Origin of the sequence: Mucilaginibacter galii, assembly GCF_014635825.1 — a bacterium.
Taxonomy (GTDB): domain Bacteria; phylum Bacteroidota; class Bacteroidia; order Sphingobacteriales; family Sphingobacteriaceae; genus Mucilaginibacter; species Mucilaginibacter galii.
Window position 1 is genome coordinate 31,244 of record NZ_BMDO01000013.1, and the last position, 15,340, is coordinate 46,583.

A 15,340-nucleotide genomic window follows, 5' to 3' on the forward strand; every position below is an offset into this window, starting at 1 on the left:
AAAGCCTTGAAATAGTGCTGGAGCTGAGCACTCAACAGCATTGCCATAATTGAAGTATCAATTATGGTCTAAGTCACCAGATAACAAAATCCAAGGTTGTGTGTCAAGATATTCTCTGAGTAAAAAACTGGAACTCCTTAATTACCGAACAAGTTATTGACAGCTTACTTAACAAGCAGCAGGTTCATCTACTGGAAAAGAAAGACAACCTGGTTAACCGTGATGACCTGATTAAACAAAATTTTTCTGCTTCTGATACCGTTCAAAAACGGTTTATGATGCAAGCAGAGATCAAAGGCGGGCCCGGGTTAAGCACGACTTGGCTGGATAATAAAACTTTTAGCGGGCGCAGATTAACTTGCATCAACTTGCCTTTAACTACTCTTTACATGCTGGCTAATGGTCACTATCCCTATAGCCGTACCATCAATGAAACGAAAACCGGTAAAAAGGCACCTGTTTATTGTTTGGACCTGATCGTTCAAAACCCAGCAGACCTGTTGCCGGCAATGCAAAAAGAGCTGGCCAAACGTTTTGACCTGCAGGCAAAAATTAAACCCGTAATTAAAAACATACAGGCCCTGCGAATCACCAATCCGGCAAAATTCAAGTCAATTAAAAGAAATACATCCGGCGAGCGTACTTACTATTCCAGGCATGGGGAGATTGACCAGCAAATGATTACCATGCAGGAGTTTGGACAATATCTGGAGGATTATGGTATAGAAAAGCTTGTAGTCAATGAAACCGGCAACTTGGAGATATTAGATATTAATTCTCTTTCCAACCGAAAAACCCGCAAAGCTTGCTGGATGTTTTAGCGGAGATGGGGTTAGGTCATAACAAATGAGAGGCGGAAGATTGATATGTTGGTCTTGTTCAAGCAACCGGCCATTTAGTCACCATTCGGCGCAAATAAAAAACTTCTTTGCGCCGCAACGTTTTAATCATTTCTTACTTGTGTCCTTATGGAGTACTCAAAGGACAGCCAGTTGGATTTGAATTTAGCAAGTCAGGCACCGATACAATCTCAATGTCTGTAAACATTCTTAAATAGGCTTCAATAAATGGTTTATGAGCTGCACCCACCACTAATAGCGCCCGCCCTCCTGCTATTGAAGCGGTTGCTTCCCGTATAGCTACCGCCATCTGTAAATTCTGTGCCTCCCATGCCGCAACGCGCTGCCGACCAAGACGCCCCATCTTGGTACTCCGAAGCATCGAAAACCATTGCGCGTCAGCATCCAGCTCGGCAAAACGAGGCGAGTTCTTCCATTTGAACACCGGCATTACCTGCGAGGCAGAACTAAGTTTCATGGTATCTTCCGCAACGGCGTGAAAGGCTGCTGTATTGTGGTTGAATAAGTCTTTGAGACCCGGCTCTGCGTTCACAGCCGCTTGCATATCCGTATTATTAGGCAGCACCACATCGCTTGCATGGTCACCCGCCCCATATACGCGCTCCAAACCTGCATCGGCGGCCAGGCGGGCCGCAATAGATGCCAGTTCACTGCGAAGTTCGGCAAAGCGGTTTAAGCGCTTAACCAGTGAAGCCGAAATACCATCCTGAGCTATTCGATCAACGGCTCCCAGGCGCATCCACTGAACAGTAGCGGAGAAGGGTTCGCCAGCAGCTACAAATAAAACCGCCAGGTACCTCCGCTGAGCCGGATTCAACTCTCCTTTTTGAGCTAAACTATCTGCCTTAACTAACGCTTGAGCAGCGTTCAAATGTAATTCTGTCTGGGCAGTTTTCGCCATTTCTAAGGTGGGGCCGGCATACTTACCTGCATCACCGTGGTAAGCAGCATAGGCATCGAGCCCCATCACTTGTTCCCCAGGTAGTGCTTCAGTCAAAATGACCTGGGGATTATAAGCGCGCAGGCGACATAACAAAGGTTCTAACCAGGCCAGCTGGAACTTGCTGGATGCTGCATCCAGATGCGTGATCCCCAGTACCATTACTTTAGTTGGAGGCAAGCCTAATTGTTGTTTAGCACCTGCCGGGTTAAATAAGTTGTTTTTTTGGGCCTGAGTGAATGCCGAATTAGTAAGCATCAAAAGCGCGACTAAGCATAACCGAAGAATGGCGGTATGGATTGGTATAGGGGATTTCATATAAGTAAGTTCTCTTTAATTAGGAAAGCTGAATGCTCCGGCTATCCAGCCTTGAAAGTTATAAATTAATTTATGCTTTAAACAAAACTGACTTCTTTCAAATTTGCATTAGGGTTAGCTTGTCGCCCGATTTTTGTTAGCTCTATTTAAGGCAAAACAGCCACTTTGCTTTCCCATTGGCTTTGCATTAAAAAAGCTTTGTAGTCCTGAATATGTAGCATATTATAAATTGCCTGCTTTTTATCTGTTGCTTGTTCGTAGTAGCTTTTACAGATCTGGTAGCCTATCCAGTATCCTTGATCGGGCGGATTGTCTGGACCGGATTGTTTAGAATTGGCTATCCAGTTATTGTACCGGTTCTGATATATATCGGTAGTAAATTTGTTCCATATCCGCTTTTCTTTACCGGTTGCCCAAACAGCCAGTTTAGCGCTGGCATTACGGCCGCTGATCAGCTCGCCCATAAAATCAGCCATGCCCTCGCGAATAACGTAGCTTAGTGTGGTTGTATCCTGTTTCATGCCGTCTTGCTGATAGTGGATCAGCTCATGCGCTACCACATCGGGCAACCCAGCAACCGGATTAAGGCGCGTTTGCATCCGGGCACTCAACTCGCCTACAGGAGTATGGCTATCTGCTGCCGACTGGTTAACACCAAGCAATAATCCGGCGTTAGACACTGTTCCCCCGCTGGTAAAGGCACCAATCACAAAATAAACATCTGGAAAGCGGGCATCGCCATACAACAGCTTGAACTTTCGGTAGGATGCCTCAAAAGCTGGCTTAAATTTATCGATCTTAAAAGTGTTGTTGCGAATAGCACTATAAAATTTTGGTGCCGATTGGATGTGACTTACAAACTCGTCGATGCTGCCTACCTTCAGGTCCATGTAGTCGTTCATCCCGCGGCTAGCCCTATCAAAATAAAGCTTATGCATGATTTGCTTAAAATGCGCAGTATCTTTAACGGCTTTGTCATAAGCCTGCCAGAAGTGATGAATATCTGTGGTAATAAAACCAGCCTTGGCCGGATCGTAATTGATTGCTTTTTTGCTTTCCTTAACGCGGTTTATGGCGGCTGTCCAGCCCGGCAGACCATGTAAAACATCAAAATCAGCATCTACGAGCAGATGTGACTTGTTGCTGTAACCGGCGGTAATTGCATTATTTAAGATTAATAGAGCCGAATCCTTTTTATTTTGCAGACTAAGGCAGCAGGCCATATTATAATACGCGCTTACCTTTTTAGCGGGAAAATCACTTTGCCGAGCTACCGCATAATAATAGGTAGTTGCCGTAGCGAACTGTTTAGCCTTATACAAGCTATCGGCTATTGCCCCCATGCGTGGTACGCTAACCTTTTGCTGACCATGGGCCGCGACGCCACAGACGCCTAAAGCGGTAGTTAATAAGAAAGAAAATATGCTGTTTTTATTCATTGAATGATTGAAGATTCATGTCTCGATAAACAAGACGCATCACATTCCGAAACGTTGCGGTAGATTGGTTTTTTATTACACAATGTCAATCAGGTATGCCATCACAAAGGCTAAGCTCTTGATTGGTGTTTCCCTGACCGCCGAATACTTATTTATTGATGCGGTTAATAGGATCTTTTATTACTTAAGAGTACCACGTAAAGACCGCAGTTAACTTCTTTAAAACAAATAGCGCTATCTCAATTCACCTGACTTTCTAAGGTCTTGAAAAGGAATTACTGTTTTGACATTGCCTTCAGTAACGGGCCAGGATTGAACGATTGTGTCGACCTTTAAACCCAGTTGCCGGATGGCCTCATAAAGTCCGGCCTGTCTTACTCCGGCTTTTTTGGGTTCACCTACCTTAGGTATCCACACCAGATCATCCTCGAAAATTAGTCTTTCCTGCGGAAAGTAATAGATAAGATAATCTTTGGTGTGCCCGGACTGCTGCCCAATGTGATGAACAGTCATTTCAAACTGACCATCAGAAATTATAAGACTGTCCCTGACGAGTTCAATTTGCAAGGGTTTAGGTTCAATTTGCAGGCTGTCTGGATGGAGTTGATGCTTAGCGGCTGCAAGATATTCGACGTAGGCTTGGTCTTCCGGAGTACACAGAATCTTAGCGCCTGCATGTACGAAAGGTCTGAAACCGCCTAAATAGTGCGGATGATAGTGTCCGGATACGAAGTATCGAACCGGCTTTCCGGGCGCGATCTTTCTGGCTTCTTTTAAAATCAACTCGCCATTTCGGCTGTTTAGCGGCGCTTCAGCCACCAGCAAGAAATCATTAAATTCTACGATCATCGCGCGGTCATCCGTATGCTTGAGTTCAACAAAGGTTATGTGACTATTATACCGCACTACATTGACCGCAGGAATGACCGGAACTGATGGCTTCATCACATAAGCCTTTAATTTTGATAATTTTGCAGTATCCGGAATTTCCTTTATTATAACGAAATTCTTAATAATTATCTCGTCATGTAATTTACCATTGACCTTTTCAATCAGTACTTTTTTAGGATAGTAAACGGATACTGCACGTGTATAATCCAGATAGGTTATGGTCGTAAGTACATCGCCAAACATCTCATCATCATTTAGTGTAGTAACTTTAGCTAACAGATAGTCAGCTTTACGAATATATAAGGTAACAACCGTATGGTTAATGCGGATCTGGTAAACAGCGAATTGACCTTGGTTAGTCTTCGTTACCTGATGTTGAGTGCAATAGCCCAGTAGTAAGGCAGGGGAATAACGTGCACTGAGAAATATTTCATCCAGGTACATCTCTCTTGTTACGGGCAATAACGTTTTGTTATTATCATCAAACTGCAGCATTGTTTGATGATCAAAAGAGGTCCTAGAATAGCTTACTTTAACGCCGGTGGCCAGGGTGTCATGCCTTACAGAATTATTGCTATTACACCAGATGCTTCCTTTCCCTGTATATTGCGTTTGCTGCCAGGGTTCGAAGCTATGTTCCAGCTTGTGGAGCTTCTCTTCATAACGAAAAGATAAAACCTGACTGCTTTTATAGCCAAGCTGCTTATCTACACACTTCTGTAGTTCGTCATTATGGGGAGTACTGACCGCTGGAGTGGTAAATGCGCAGAAAGCAAGGTAAAATAAATAATTGATATGCTGGATCATTCGGATTTTTTAAATGCTTAAAGATGATGATTCTGTTCAGCATGTTGCAGATAAATTGAATGTATTAACGAAGTATTTTAGCAGTTTGCTAAAACAGCTAACCGGTCAAACCACCCAACAGCACATCCAAAACAAACTCATTGACAAGGCAAAAGAAAAGCTGTCAACCATCAGTTCGTCGGTGAATGAGATTACCTACCAGTTGGGATTGAACATTCGCAATCGTTTTTTAAGTTATTTAAAGCAAAACCCAACTTACGCCTCTGGCATTTCGACGTTTAATTAATTGAAGCAATTGATCACTCCTTAATCAGCTTGGCTTAAATTGTTGCCCAGTGATTGTACATCGCAAGAGGCAATTAAATCATTTGAATTTTATCGATTCCTGATACCTTATGTTCGATGGATTTCCGGAGGCTGAAGACAGGAGGTACGAGCGGCTTCATTATGCCGGATTTTTACTTGCCGGCCCAACACTCATTACCGGCAAGACTTTAGCTGCCCTTTTTACCCGTTGGCTTAAAAAATATTCATCAAAACGTATTACACCCTACAGAGATCAGCAAAAGGCTGAAATGCAGACAAACGAAAGCCTGCCCGGCTGAGCGAAGCGGCGCGTGGCAGGAGAAAGTGAAGGCGAAATGCAGGCTTTTTGGAAACGTTGGGCAGGGCAATCTTGCAGCGCAGCCAAAGTTTGCCTGGCTTAATGAAAGCATCAGGGATAGCAGCGGTATCCTTCGCCAGAAGATAAAGCGTATAGCCCGGCCGGAAGGGGGTGCCCTATAATAATTTAATAAATAAGATTCGAATTATGTAGTTGATGGATAATAAATTCACCATGTGACATATTCTATCAATTGGCGCAAATAAAGAAAATTCATCTCTTTAAATCTCAGTTGTAAGCTACAAAATTTCTATGAGTTGAATGCTGCTCGTTTCACTTGGCCCTTCTATGCAGAACGGAGCATATTAATTAATATAGTTAAGGTGGGAGGAGTATAAATCTTCCATGTTTTCTCGCATTAGGCTTCTATTTTATAAAAAATAAGCAAGTAAACAACTTATAATTATGTTAGTGGTACACTGAAATAAAAGATGCTGCCTTTATTAGGCTCGCTTTCCAGCCATAATTTACCGCTACCTTCCTCTACGATTTCTTTAGCGATATATAAACCCAAACCTAAACTTAGTCCGGCATTTGGATTTTTACCTGCTACCTGATGGAAGCGCTCAAAAATCAATGATTGCTCATTTGCGGCGATACCTACGCCGAAGTCCTTAACGCTACAGATCATAAAACCGTTTTCTTCTTTTGCGGCAATCTCCACCTTCTTTCCCTCTGGAGAATATTTTACCGCATTTGTAACTAAATTGGTAATGACTTGGGTCAGTCTGGTGGGGTCGGCTGTTATGGTCAAAACACTGTTTTCTGTAAGAATTAGCTGGTGCATATTTGTAATCAACTGAAGGTCGCTTATGATCTGTTCTAAAAATTCTTTAAAGGGTAAGGGTTCTGGATGCAATGAGAGTTTTCCGCTTTCAATGCGTGTAATTTCCAGCAGATCTCTGATCAGTTTTTCCAAACGGAGAACCTGTAATTCCATTTTTTCAAGGAAGGTGCCATTGGCGGTATCACCGGCTTTTTTCAAGGATCGCTTTAATAGTTGTCCGTAAGCCTTGATGGAAGTGACAGGCGTTTTTAATTCATGGCTTACCGTACTGATAAATTCATCTTTTTTTGACGCTGTATGGCAATCTTTTCCGTTATATCAGTCGTTGTGCCCACAACTCTTACCGGCTCGTTCTTGTTATTATAATTCACCTTACCGATGATATTGATCCACCGGACCTCTCCATCCAATCTTCGGATACGGAACTGTACATTAATGATTCCTTTTTCCAAACCGCTTATATGTTCCTCTCGCGCGTAGTCCAAATCTTCGGGCACAATATGGCTCAGCATTTTTTCCAAACTCCATTCTTGCTGTTTATCCGGATAGCCGAAAATTTGAGCATGCCTTAACGAACAGATAGACTTACCCGTTTTTAGATCGGTATCATAAACGCCTGACTGGACATTTTCCACAGCCAGGTTAAGCCGCTCCTCACTTGCTTCTACTTTTTTACGCAGCAGCACCTGCTCGGTCACTTCAAATCCAAACATAAGTATGCCATCTATTTGATGGTTGTCATCGTAACGGGCCTGACCGATAAAGTTCCAATAACTGTCATCTAACGGCGCGCCTGGAACCCGCATAAGCTGAGTATACACTTCTTTTCCGTAATAGGTCTCGCCAGTAGTAAAGGTGTGCCTGAATCCATCAACGAGCGGATGATTATGCAATTCCGGTATGGCCTCCAGCAAGGGCTTACCCGTGAGCCCTCGGTCGGGGAAAAAGGACTGATAGGTGGGATTAACCAGATTAAAAACAAAATCAGGACCACTAAAGATAACGACCCCGGCAGGGGCCTGCATGAAAAGCTTTTCCAGCTCTTTTCTTTTGGCTTCAGCTACTTCTAAGGATATTCTTTCTTTCAGGGCCTGCTCGTAGGCCTCCGTGATATCAATGACCTGGTGGAGAAGATGCATGACCTCGCCAGCGTCGTTCAGTGCAGGAGTATTGGTTGCCTGCCAGTACCGGGTTTCGAACCTTCCCGATAAACGTAGATCAAACCGTTGCTTTGGTAAAACCGTTTTCTTTTTTGTCGTTAGGCACTCTGTTAGATTGAACCTCACCTTTTCTACAGACTGAATATCGATCACATCCGGGTTTTGAGGAAAGGCCTCTAATAATCCTTTCCCAATCAATTCTCTAGGTGTAAAATTAGAGAGCTTGCAATAGGCATCATTAACATAAGCTATCGTGAAGATAGGTGCATCCGTGTCTAATATGACAGTAGGAGGTAAAAGTTGCAAAAATTGCTTTATATCAGAAGCTAGATTTACCATTGGGACAGCTCGTTCAATATAAATAAAATACTTGCGCCAATGTTTTATGTGTCATAATATATATAAGGAATTTGAATAATATACAGTCTGAGGAACAGAGCAGCTTTACGGAATTAGATCGGCTCTTTCATCATTTACCAATCATTGTCTAAAGGAAACCCTCCGATTTGACTATTGGTGACGACGGCCCGACAGGAAATTTCTTCAGCAAGGAAATGAATGTTAAAACAGGCGAGATCTCCGGGTAAAAGGTTGTTCAAAATATGAAAATATGAAAAAGAAAGATAAATTAATTGAAAGGCATTCCTCCTAATTATCTGATCATAAACAACGTGGATGAAAAGGATACTACTGATACATTTACAATCAGGAGTTTGATCTTTATAACTTCATTAGGTAATCTATGGCTCTAAAAGAAACAACATCGAGTTGAAATTTGCAAAACAGGGTTTGACAAGCAATAACCTAAATTTTAAGGGTCTATACACGAATTTAACCCACGATCACCTTACCTGGTAAAGAGGTAGACTAACAGCCAAAGCACCAGGACACCGATAGCGAACAGCACTTGTTCCATAGGACGGCGCGTTTTGACTGGCATTTTTTTTACCGAATTTTCATATTGTTTTTCCATTTTATGCAATGAATTACGTCCATGGACAACCCAATTATTTTGGTTGTCAATAGGCAGATAAATCTACAAAGTGTGGGTTTAAAAACCAACACTTATAAACCTTTAAAAAACAATTTTCGCTATCGAACACGGTACATGTATAGCGAAGCGCAACAAGAAAACTTAATCAAATTTGGAAAGCACCTGGAAACGCTTCGCAAACGCGCAGGGCTTTCCTTTCGTAAACTGGCGCAGCGCTGTGATATCGACTATAGCAATCTCAAAAAATACGAAAAGGGAGAGATCAATATTTCCATACTTACCTTGATTGATCTGGCCAATGCACTGGGGGTTACTAATAAAGAGTTAATGGACTTTTGAAGGCTGTTTTACCTGAGGTTTACTATATTTAAGAAACCTGTGATCATTCATTTAAATTCAGTCTTGGAGGTATCCTGCTTTTCGAATTAATACCGCTTAGATAAGTTAGGTATTTGTGTGTATTTGCTTTTACTTTAGATCTTTTATAATATATCCAACGACTGCACAACTCTTATTTGAGAAAGCTGGAAATAAGACTTAATTGGAAAAGAAATCATCAAACCAAGCCAACTAAGCAATATGAAAGATATTTAAAATCTTCTATTATTCTTTCAAGTGGATCAATTATCCTCCGATCTGGGAGCAATAGCCATCGTTAATTATGGTAATACGCGCAATAGGCTAATTAAGATCAATTATGCACAAAATTTCAAATTCATAGATTGAAACCGATTGAAAGAAATAACTCACATGCAATAATGCAGCAAACTCAGTACCTTGTAAATATTGTAAAATAAAATTTGCTGGTGAAATGGTAATCTTTATGCTTGAAATTCTTAAGACGTTGTTTCAACACTTTATAAAACTTTTTTTAGTTTTCCCCTGCTCCTGTGATTATTCCTGGTGCATCAAAGAATTACATTTTCCGTAAAGGATAATGAGCAAGAAAAAAGAGACCCAATAAAAAGAAGATTCAAGATTGATAAAACGATAGGATGAAATTTACTATTTATTGCCAGTTTGTGATGTACCATTTTTTGAGTGAACTCTTCAACCTATGCGTTATAACCCAATAATTCCTTTGGCTAATATGCAATGTATTAAAAATCACTTGCGATTGTAAATCTTGCACATACTTAAGCTCATAAACTTGTTGCCATGATACTGGCAAGGATTTAAGATGTTTGTTCAACTCTTGTATAAATTCTTTTGCAACTAAATGATCTTTTAATTTGTGATTATTTATTGACGCACGTTGATTTATAATTGAAAGCGTGTTAAGGTCATCTTTATCACTATAAGAAACTTTGTTCAGCGACTGGCAACGGTAGACCCGGTAAATTTTATATTTAAGTATAGCGGTTAACCATGTTGTTTCTGAACTTCGGTTTTCAAATTTTTGATAGTTTTGAAGGGCAACCAAAAACGTTTCTTGAATTAAATCTTTAATTATTTCCTTATCCTTAAGCTTTCTTTGAGCGTAAAGATATAAGTAGTCGTAATCTTGGGTTGTCCAAATTTTGCATTCCTCGTGACTCATAATATTTAGTTATTACATCACATAAAATGGCTTATAAATGGCGATAGTACCTAAGTGAGAATTACGCAGGGCAACATTTCTTTTATTTACAACTTAGGCTATGAGTAAATTTATACGATAGGTATTTTTTAAAGTTCTATCATATTTTTAACGTTTTTCACTAAATTAAAATCAATATATAAAATGAAAAGTCAGTAAACAAATGGCAGTAAATTAATGAAAGCGTCACAAATACGTCACGAACATTTTATAGGCTAAGATTTATCGTTGAAGAATTGTATAATTTTTTTGTAAATTTGCCCCTGGTAATTCAGAATCGACGATTTTGATAAGCATTGTACTTAATGACTTCTTAGCTCAGCCGGTAGAGCAACTGACTCTTAATCAGTGGGTCCGGAGTTCGATCCTCCGAGGGGTCACCTTATTAGGCAAATCAAGGTTATTACCTGATTTGCCTTTCTTTTTACCAAAAAAGTCCTTGAGACTATCAAAACACGGATTGCTCATTCATCCGAATAGTTCGATGTTGTAAACCGTCAAAAATCAAATTTTCGGGGTACATCGAACTAATCATGATTCTTTTCTGATAGCGTTCCCTAATTATTGAAAGGTTCTTTGCAGCTTGTGATAACAAGGGAGTTAGCCCTCTTCTTGTTTTGGAATATTTATCAGCTTCCCTTCTAAAATAGTTATCTGATGCTCCGATTCATTTTTAACTATTCGGTAATAAGCAGTATCTAAAGCACAGATTATAAGAAGTTCCCGAGCTTTGGTGATTTTGTCAGAATATTCAGTAAGTTGTCTCTTATACAATGAGATTTCAGACTTCTCCTGAAACGTCGACTTTTCATAAAGCTCTTTTATGATCTCTGTATAAATTTCTATGTGGGCTGGATTAACCATAAACCCGCTAATCTGCTCATAAAATTTTTCATCAACAAATTGTGCGCTAAATCTTATTCCGCATTTTGAAAAACAATGATAGTAGTGGTAATATTTAGTGCATCCCTTTGACGCGCAACCAGTTAGCATATGATCAAGAAGCCTCTTATCGGCAATTCATCAGGTGAATGCATTTTGGTATTGTTGGTCTTTTTCCTTCCATCTAAAACGTCGATGACCTCATTGAAATGGAACTATACCGGATATTTTTATCCAAGCGGACGATAAACAAGTTTTGACAGGGTACGACAGCCAGTTAAAGGTTGTATGGCACGATATGTAATAAAAGCATTTACCCAATCGGCATGAGCAGTATGAATACCATCTCCAACATTCTCTACTATAAGGTACAACTTTTTAACACCACTCAAGTTAACGTTGAATGCTATCGGGTCATTTCCTTTATGTACAATCTTCGTTGTAAATAATTCCTTTTTATCACCCATTATCACAAAACGCACCCCACCCTTGGGGACTTCATCGTCCATTCCTACGATACCTTGAAACCTATTAGCAGCGCCTTTTAAGTTGAAAACAATTAAACCTTCTGGGGAGGCAACTCCTTTGTTAAATTCTTTACCATTAATTTTCAATGCGCGATTTAACGTTCCGGGAGGCACAAACAAATCACTAACCTTGGTAAAGTTTACATGATGAAGCCATAAGGAATCTATTTTCCGGCAAAACTTGCCTGAAAAGAAAAAATGATTAAAAAGACAGTGAGACAGGTAGTAAAATTTAGTCTCATTGATTTGTGTCTGGCAATTATATAAGTGCTTGCATTGTTAAGCAGCAAAGTCAAAACTATAGGAAACGTAAAATGCACATGTTGGATATCGTATCAGTTTTTATTAAAATTCTATCAATTGCTGAAATACCCTATACATCCTTATGTTAAAACCAATCGTTTTCAATCACCCATGATTGGTAAAGCACATAATCTTAAATGATCAGGGCTTTTAGAGAAGATAAATTAATTAAAGAACCAGCCGGTTTACCGAAATTTTCTTCGTTGTTTTTTAGTCTTTAGAAGGCTAATTTCTTTAAATATTCTATGAAATAGTTCGAAAATTAGACAGTATGGGTCACAATAAACGTTGTTTTCTCGCAAGAAAACGGCGTTTTTCGTTAATGAAGAAAGCTATGGGTACAATTTAATTAGGTCAAAAGGCACTGAACTATTTAGAATAAGTTCCTTTTAGTTCCCGAGTATAATGAACACACCCCCACCTGAATAAGATTACTCATTCAGCCTGCCTTAAAAGCTAAGACGTAATAGTTTATTGTGAGTTCGGCTTAAGCAAGTATAACTTAAATAGGTTTTTTCGCCTTTTTCTGTTTAGGCCGCGATGGGCGCAGTTTGCCTTAAACAAAGGCTTGCCGTACAAAATACGGCAAGCCCTATGCCATGCGAGCAGTAAGTACTTTTTAGCTAATTGGTTACTTAATAGTAATTGGCAACGATGCAGCAGGTAAACCATCGGCTGTTGCTGTTATGGTTACTGTACCCGGTTTATTTTTAGCGCCAATAATTGCTAAGGCCAAACCATGGAACGCTTTACGATGATTGGCTTTGAACGATTCGTGGCTGGTTTGGCTTCCATTATCAACACCAGCCAGGAAGCTATCAGCTCCTGATAGTTTGAATTTAATATCATTATCAGCATTAGGCACCATGATGCCATTCTTATCTACAATTTTAACGGTGATGTAAGAAAGATCATGATCGTTTGAGCGTATGCTGCTTCGGTCGGCACTTAATTCTATCCTGGCTGGTGCGCCTGCAGTTTTAACTTCGGTAGTTTTCACAACTTTGCCATTTTTTCGTGATACGGCCTTTAACGTACCCGGCTCATAGTTTACTTTCCAGGCAATGTGCAAACTGTCGCCCTGTTTTGATTTTGTACCTAATGATTTGCCGTTCAAAAACAGTTCAACTTCATCGGCATTACTGTAGTAGGCCCAAACGTCAACTACTTTACCAGCTTGCCAGTTCCAGTGCGGTAATAGGTGGAGCACTGTTTTGTTGGTCCATTCGCCCTGATACAAATAATAAACATCTTTGGGGAAGCCAGCCAGATCCACTATCCCGAAATATGAACTGCGGGATGGCCATTGGTAAGGCCATGGTTCGCCTATATAATCAAACCCGGTCCAAACGAACTGACCTGATAGAAAAGCATATTTTTTATATATTTTCAACGTTTCTTCGTGGGTAAAACCCCAGGGTGCCGAAATATTATCATATGCGTTAACGGTATTATCGGCATTCATGGGCCTTCTCACCCTTTTTCCATCAACTACCATGCCTCCCGGCCACCGTTGAATAGTGTCGGGCGAAGTATTGTAAACACCGCGGCTTTCGAGCGCTGAAGCAGTTTCGGTACCGATGAATTTTTTACCGGGGTAATCCTTCTGAAAATTAGCCAGTTTATCGTTATGGTAATTATAGCCTAACAGGTCAACCGCGCCCGATTCAACAATTTTATTGCCGGGGCCGGGTTCGTTATTTCCTGTAGTGATTGGCCTTGTGGTATCCAATTCGTGAATGATACCGGCAAGCTCGCGGGATATGCGTGTTGCGCTGGTATCTTTTTGTTCAGGTATTTCATTACCAATACTCCATATCATCACCGAAGGGTGGTTCCTGTCGCGCAGTATCTGATCGGTCAAATCGCGTTTGTGCCATTCCTTAAAGAAAAGATGAGAGTCAAACTGAGGTCTTTTATGAACCTGCCATACGTCAAATGCTTCGTCCATAATAATCAGGCCCATGCGGTCTGCAAGGTCTAAAAACTCGGGGGCGGGTGGGTTGTGGGAGGTGCGTATGGCATTTACGCCCATTTCCTTTAATATTTTAAACTGCCTTTCCAGCGCGTGCACATTAAATGCTGTGCCCAAAGCCCCTAGGTCGTGGTGTTGGCAAACACCGTTTATTTTCATATAAACACCGTTAAGGCTGAAGCCTTTATCTGCATCAAAATTAAAATAACGGATACCCAGCGGTGTTTCATACTGATCAACCACCACCTTATTCACCAATATTTTAGTTTGTATTTTATATAGGAACGGTTTGTTAACCGACCATAATACCGGGTTATTAACGCCGAAGTTTTGGCTTACCGTAGTAACCGTATCTTTCAAACTTACGCCCGTAAGGGTTTTGCTTGCTACAACTTTACCATTAGCATAAATACTGCTCACAATAGTGGCAGGTTTAGTATTGCCTGCCGCATTTTTTATGCTAATGCTCAGGTTAACATTGGCATGGCTGGCGCTTACTTCTGGTGTGGTTACAAAAGTACCCCAATGGTTAACGGCAATTTTGTTAGTGCTTATTAGCCAAACATTGCGGTATATGCCCGAACCGGAATACCAGCGTGAATTTGGCTGTAAAGAATTATCAGCCTTTACAGCTATCACATTCTTTTTGCCACCATAGTTTAAATAAGGCGTAAGCTCATATCTGAAACTGATATAACCGTTGGGTCTGTAACCTAAATGGTGCCCGTTTATCCACACATCGCTTTTTTGGTAAACTCCGTCAAAAGCAATGTAGATTAATTTGCCTTTATCAGTTTGCGGAACGGTGAAGATTTTACGGTACCAGCCTATACCGCCTGGTAAAGCGCCGCCTTCCACAGTGGCCGGGTTTTCTTGTTTAAATTCGCCCTCTATGCTCCAGTCATGAGGTAAATTTAATTTTCGCCAGCTGGCATCATTAAAGTTAACGTTTTGACCGTTGAGTACATCGCCCAAATTAAACGTCCAGTTTTGGTCAAAATCCATAACCGACCGCCCGCTTTGTGCATGCACAACAGTTGACATCCCGATCAGGATGAACAAGTAAAATATTTTTTTCATTTTGGTTTATAAGTGGTTATTAAATGTATATATAACATTTAATAATGGCAATATTTGCGTAAAATATATGTGGTTGCCAGGCAGTACTTCCAAAACAAAGAATCCCGAAATTATCGTTTCATTAAAACCCTTGT

The 15,340-nt window shown here is 40.7% G+C and carries 12 protein-coding genes and 1 tRNA gene; 5 read left to right on the forward strand and 8 right to left on the reverse strand.

The features are described from left to right. Window positions 1-275 precede the first annotated feature (275 nt). Entirely contained in the window at window positions 276-821 is a 546-nt protein-coding gene (locus IEV61_RS18505; RefSeq protein ID WP_188418551.1) for a hypothetical protein, read from the forward strand. Between the two features lie 145 nt (window positions 822-966). Here the strand turns inward: IEV61_RS18505 and IEV61_RS18510 are convergent, their stop codons facing one another. From IEV61_RS18510 to IEV61_RS18520, 3 genes are all read right to left on the reverse strand, one after another. After that, window positions 967-2,118, reverse strand: coding sequence for a DUF5694 domain-containing protein (locus IEV61_RS18510; protein ID WP_188418552.1), 1,152 nt, complete (start codon window positions 2,116-2,118; stop codon window positions 967-969). 146 nt (window positions 2,119-2,264) lie between these two features. After that, window positions 2,265-3,557: a gliding motility protein GldB-related protein gene (locus IEV61_RS18515; protein WP_188418553.1), complete on the reverse strand. Its 1,293-nt coding sequence runs from the start codon at window positions 3,555-3,557 to the stop codon at window positions 2,265-2,267. Between the two features lie 234 nt (window positions 3,558-3,791). Next, a complete protein-coding gene (locus tag IEV61_RS18520) occupies window positions 3,792-5,255 on the reverse strand; it encodes an MBL fold metallo-hydrolase (RefSeq protein WP_188418554.1) in 1,464 nt (487 codons plus the stop codon). A 13-nt stretch (window positions 5,256-5,268) separates the two neighbouring features. Here IEV61_RS18520 and IEV61_RS18525 point away from each other — a divergent pair, with 13 nt between their 5' ends. Further along, on the forward strand, window positions 5,269-5,541 hold the full coding sequence (locus IEV61_RS18525) for a helix-turn-helix domain-containing protein (protein WP_229747204.1): 273 nt from the start codon (window positions 5,269-5,271) through the stop codon (window positions 5,539-5,541). Window positions 5,542-5,650: 109 nt separating this feature from the next. After that, window positions 5,651-5,860, forward strand: coding sequence for a hypothetical protein (locus tag IEV61_RS18530; protein ID WP_188418555.1), 210 nt, complete (start codon window positions 5,651-5,653; stop codon window positions 5,858-5,860). Window positions 5,861-6,322: 462 nt separating this feature from the next. Here IEV61_RS18530 and IEV61_RS18535 read toward each other — a convergent pair whose 3' ends face one another. Together IEV61_RS18535 and IEV61_RS18540 are read right to left on the reverse strand one after the other, a co-directional pair. Then, window positions 6,323-6,979, reverse strand: coding sequence for a sensor histidine kinase (locus IEV61_RS18535; RefSeq protein ID WP_308472344.1), 657 nt, complete (start codon window positions 6,977-6,979; stop codon window positions 6,323-6,325). Continuing rightward, window positions 6,967-8,205 (reverse strand): PAS domain-containing protein, encoded by a 1,239-nt coding sequence (locus IEV61_RS18540; RefSeq protein WP_188418557.1) that lies wholly within the window; start codon window positions 8,203-8,205, stop codon window positions 6,967-6,969. The genes IEV61_RS18535 and IEV61_RS18540 overlap by 13 nt, the downstream gene beginning before the upstream one ends. A 655-nt stretch (window positions 8,206-8,860) precedes the next feature. Between IEV61_RS18540 and IEV61_RS18545 the strand changes: the two genes are divergently transcribed. Continuing rightward, the gene (locus IEV61_RS18545; protein ID WP_229747205.1) at window positions 8,861-9,199 is read left to right on the forward strand and encodes a helix-turn-helix domain-containing protein; all 339 of its coding nucleotides are present in this window, start codon (window positions 8,861-8,863) and stop codon (window positions 9,197-9,199) included. Between the two features lie 670 nt (window positions 9,200-9,869). Here IEV61_RS18545 and IEV61_RS18550 read toward each other — a convergent pair. Continuing rightward, window positions 9,870-10,400: a sigma-70 family RNA polymerase sigma factor gene (locus IEV61_RS18550; protein ID WP_188418558.1), complete on the reverse strand. Its 531-nt coding sequence runs from the start codon at window positions 10,398-10,400 to the stop codon at window positions 9,870-9,872. A 346-nt stretch (window positions 10,401-10,746) separates the two neighbouring features. On the opposite strand from IEV61_RS18550, the gene IEV61_RS18555 reads away from it, so the two are divergent. Continuing rightward, window positions 10,747-10,819, forward strand: a tRNA-Lys gene (locus tag IEV61_RS18555). A gap of 732 nt (window positions 10,820-11,551) precedes the next feature. On the opposite strand, the gene IEV61_RS18560 is transcribed toward IEV61_RS18555, so the two are convergent. Together IEV61_RS18560 and galB are read right to left on the reverse strand one after the other, a co-directional pair. Next, complete coding sequence (locus IEV61_RS18560) at window positions 11,552-11,935, reverse strand: NPCBM/NEW2 domain-containing protein (protein ID WP_188418559.1); 384 nt, start codon at window positions 11,933-11,935, stop codon at window positions 11,552-11,554. Between the two features lie 847 nt (window positions 11,936-12,782). Continuing rightward, the gene (gene galB, locus IEV61_RS18565; RefSeq protein ID WP_188418560.1) at window positions 12,783-15,206 is read right to left on the reverse strand and encodes a beta-galactosidase GalB; all 2,424 of its coding nucleotides are present in this window, start codon (window positions 15,204-15,206) and stop codon (window positions 12,783-12,785) included. Window positions 15,207-15,340 lie beyond the last annotated feature (134 nt).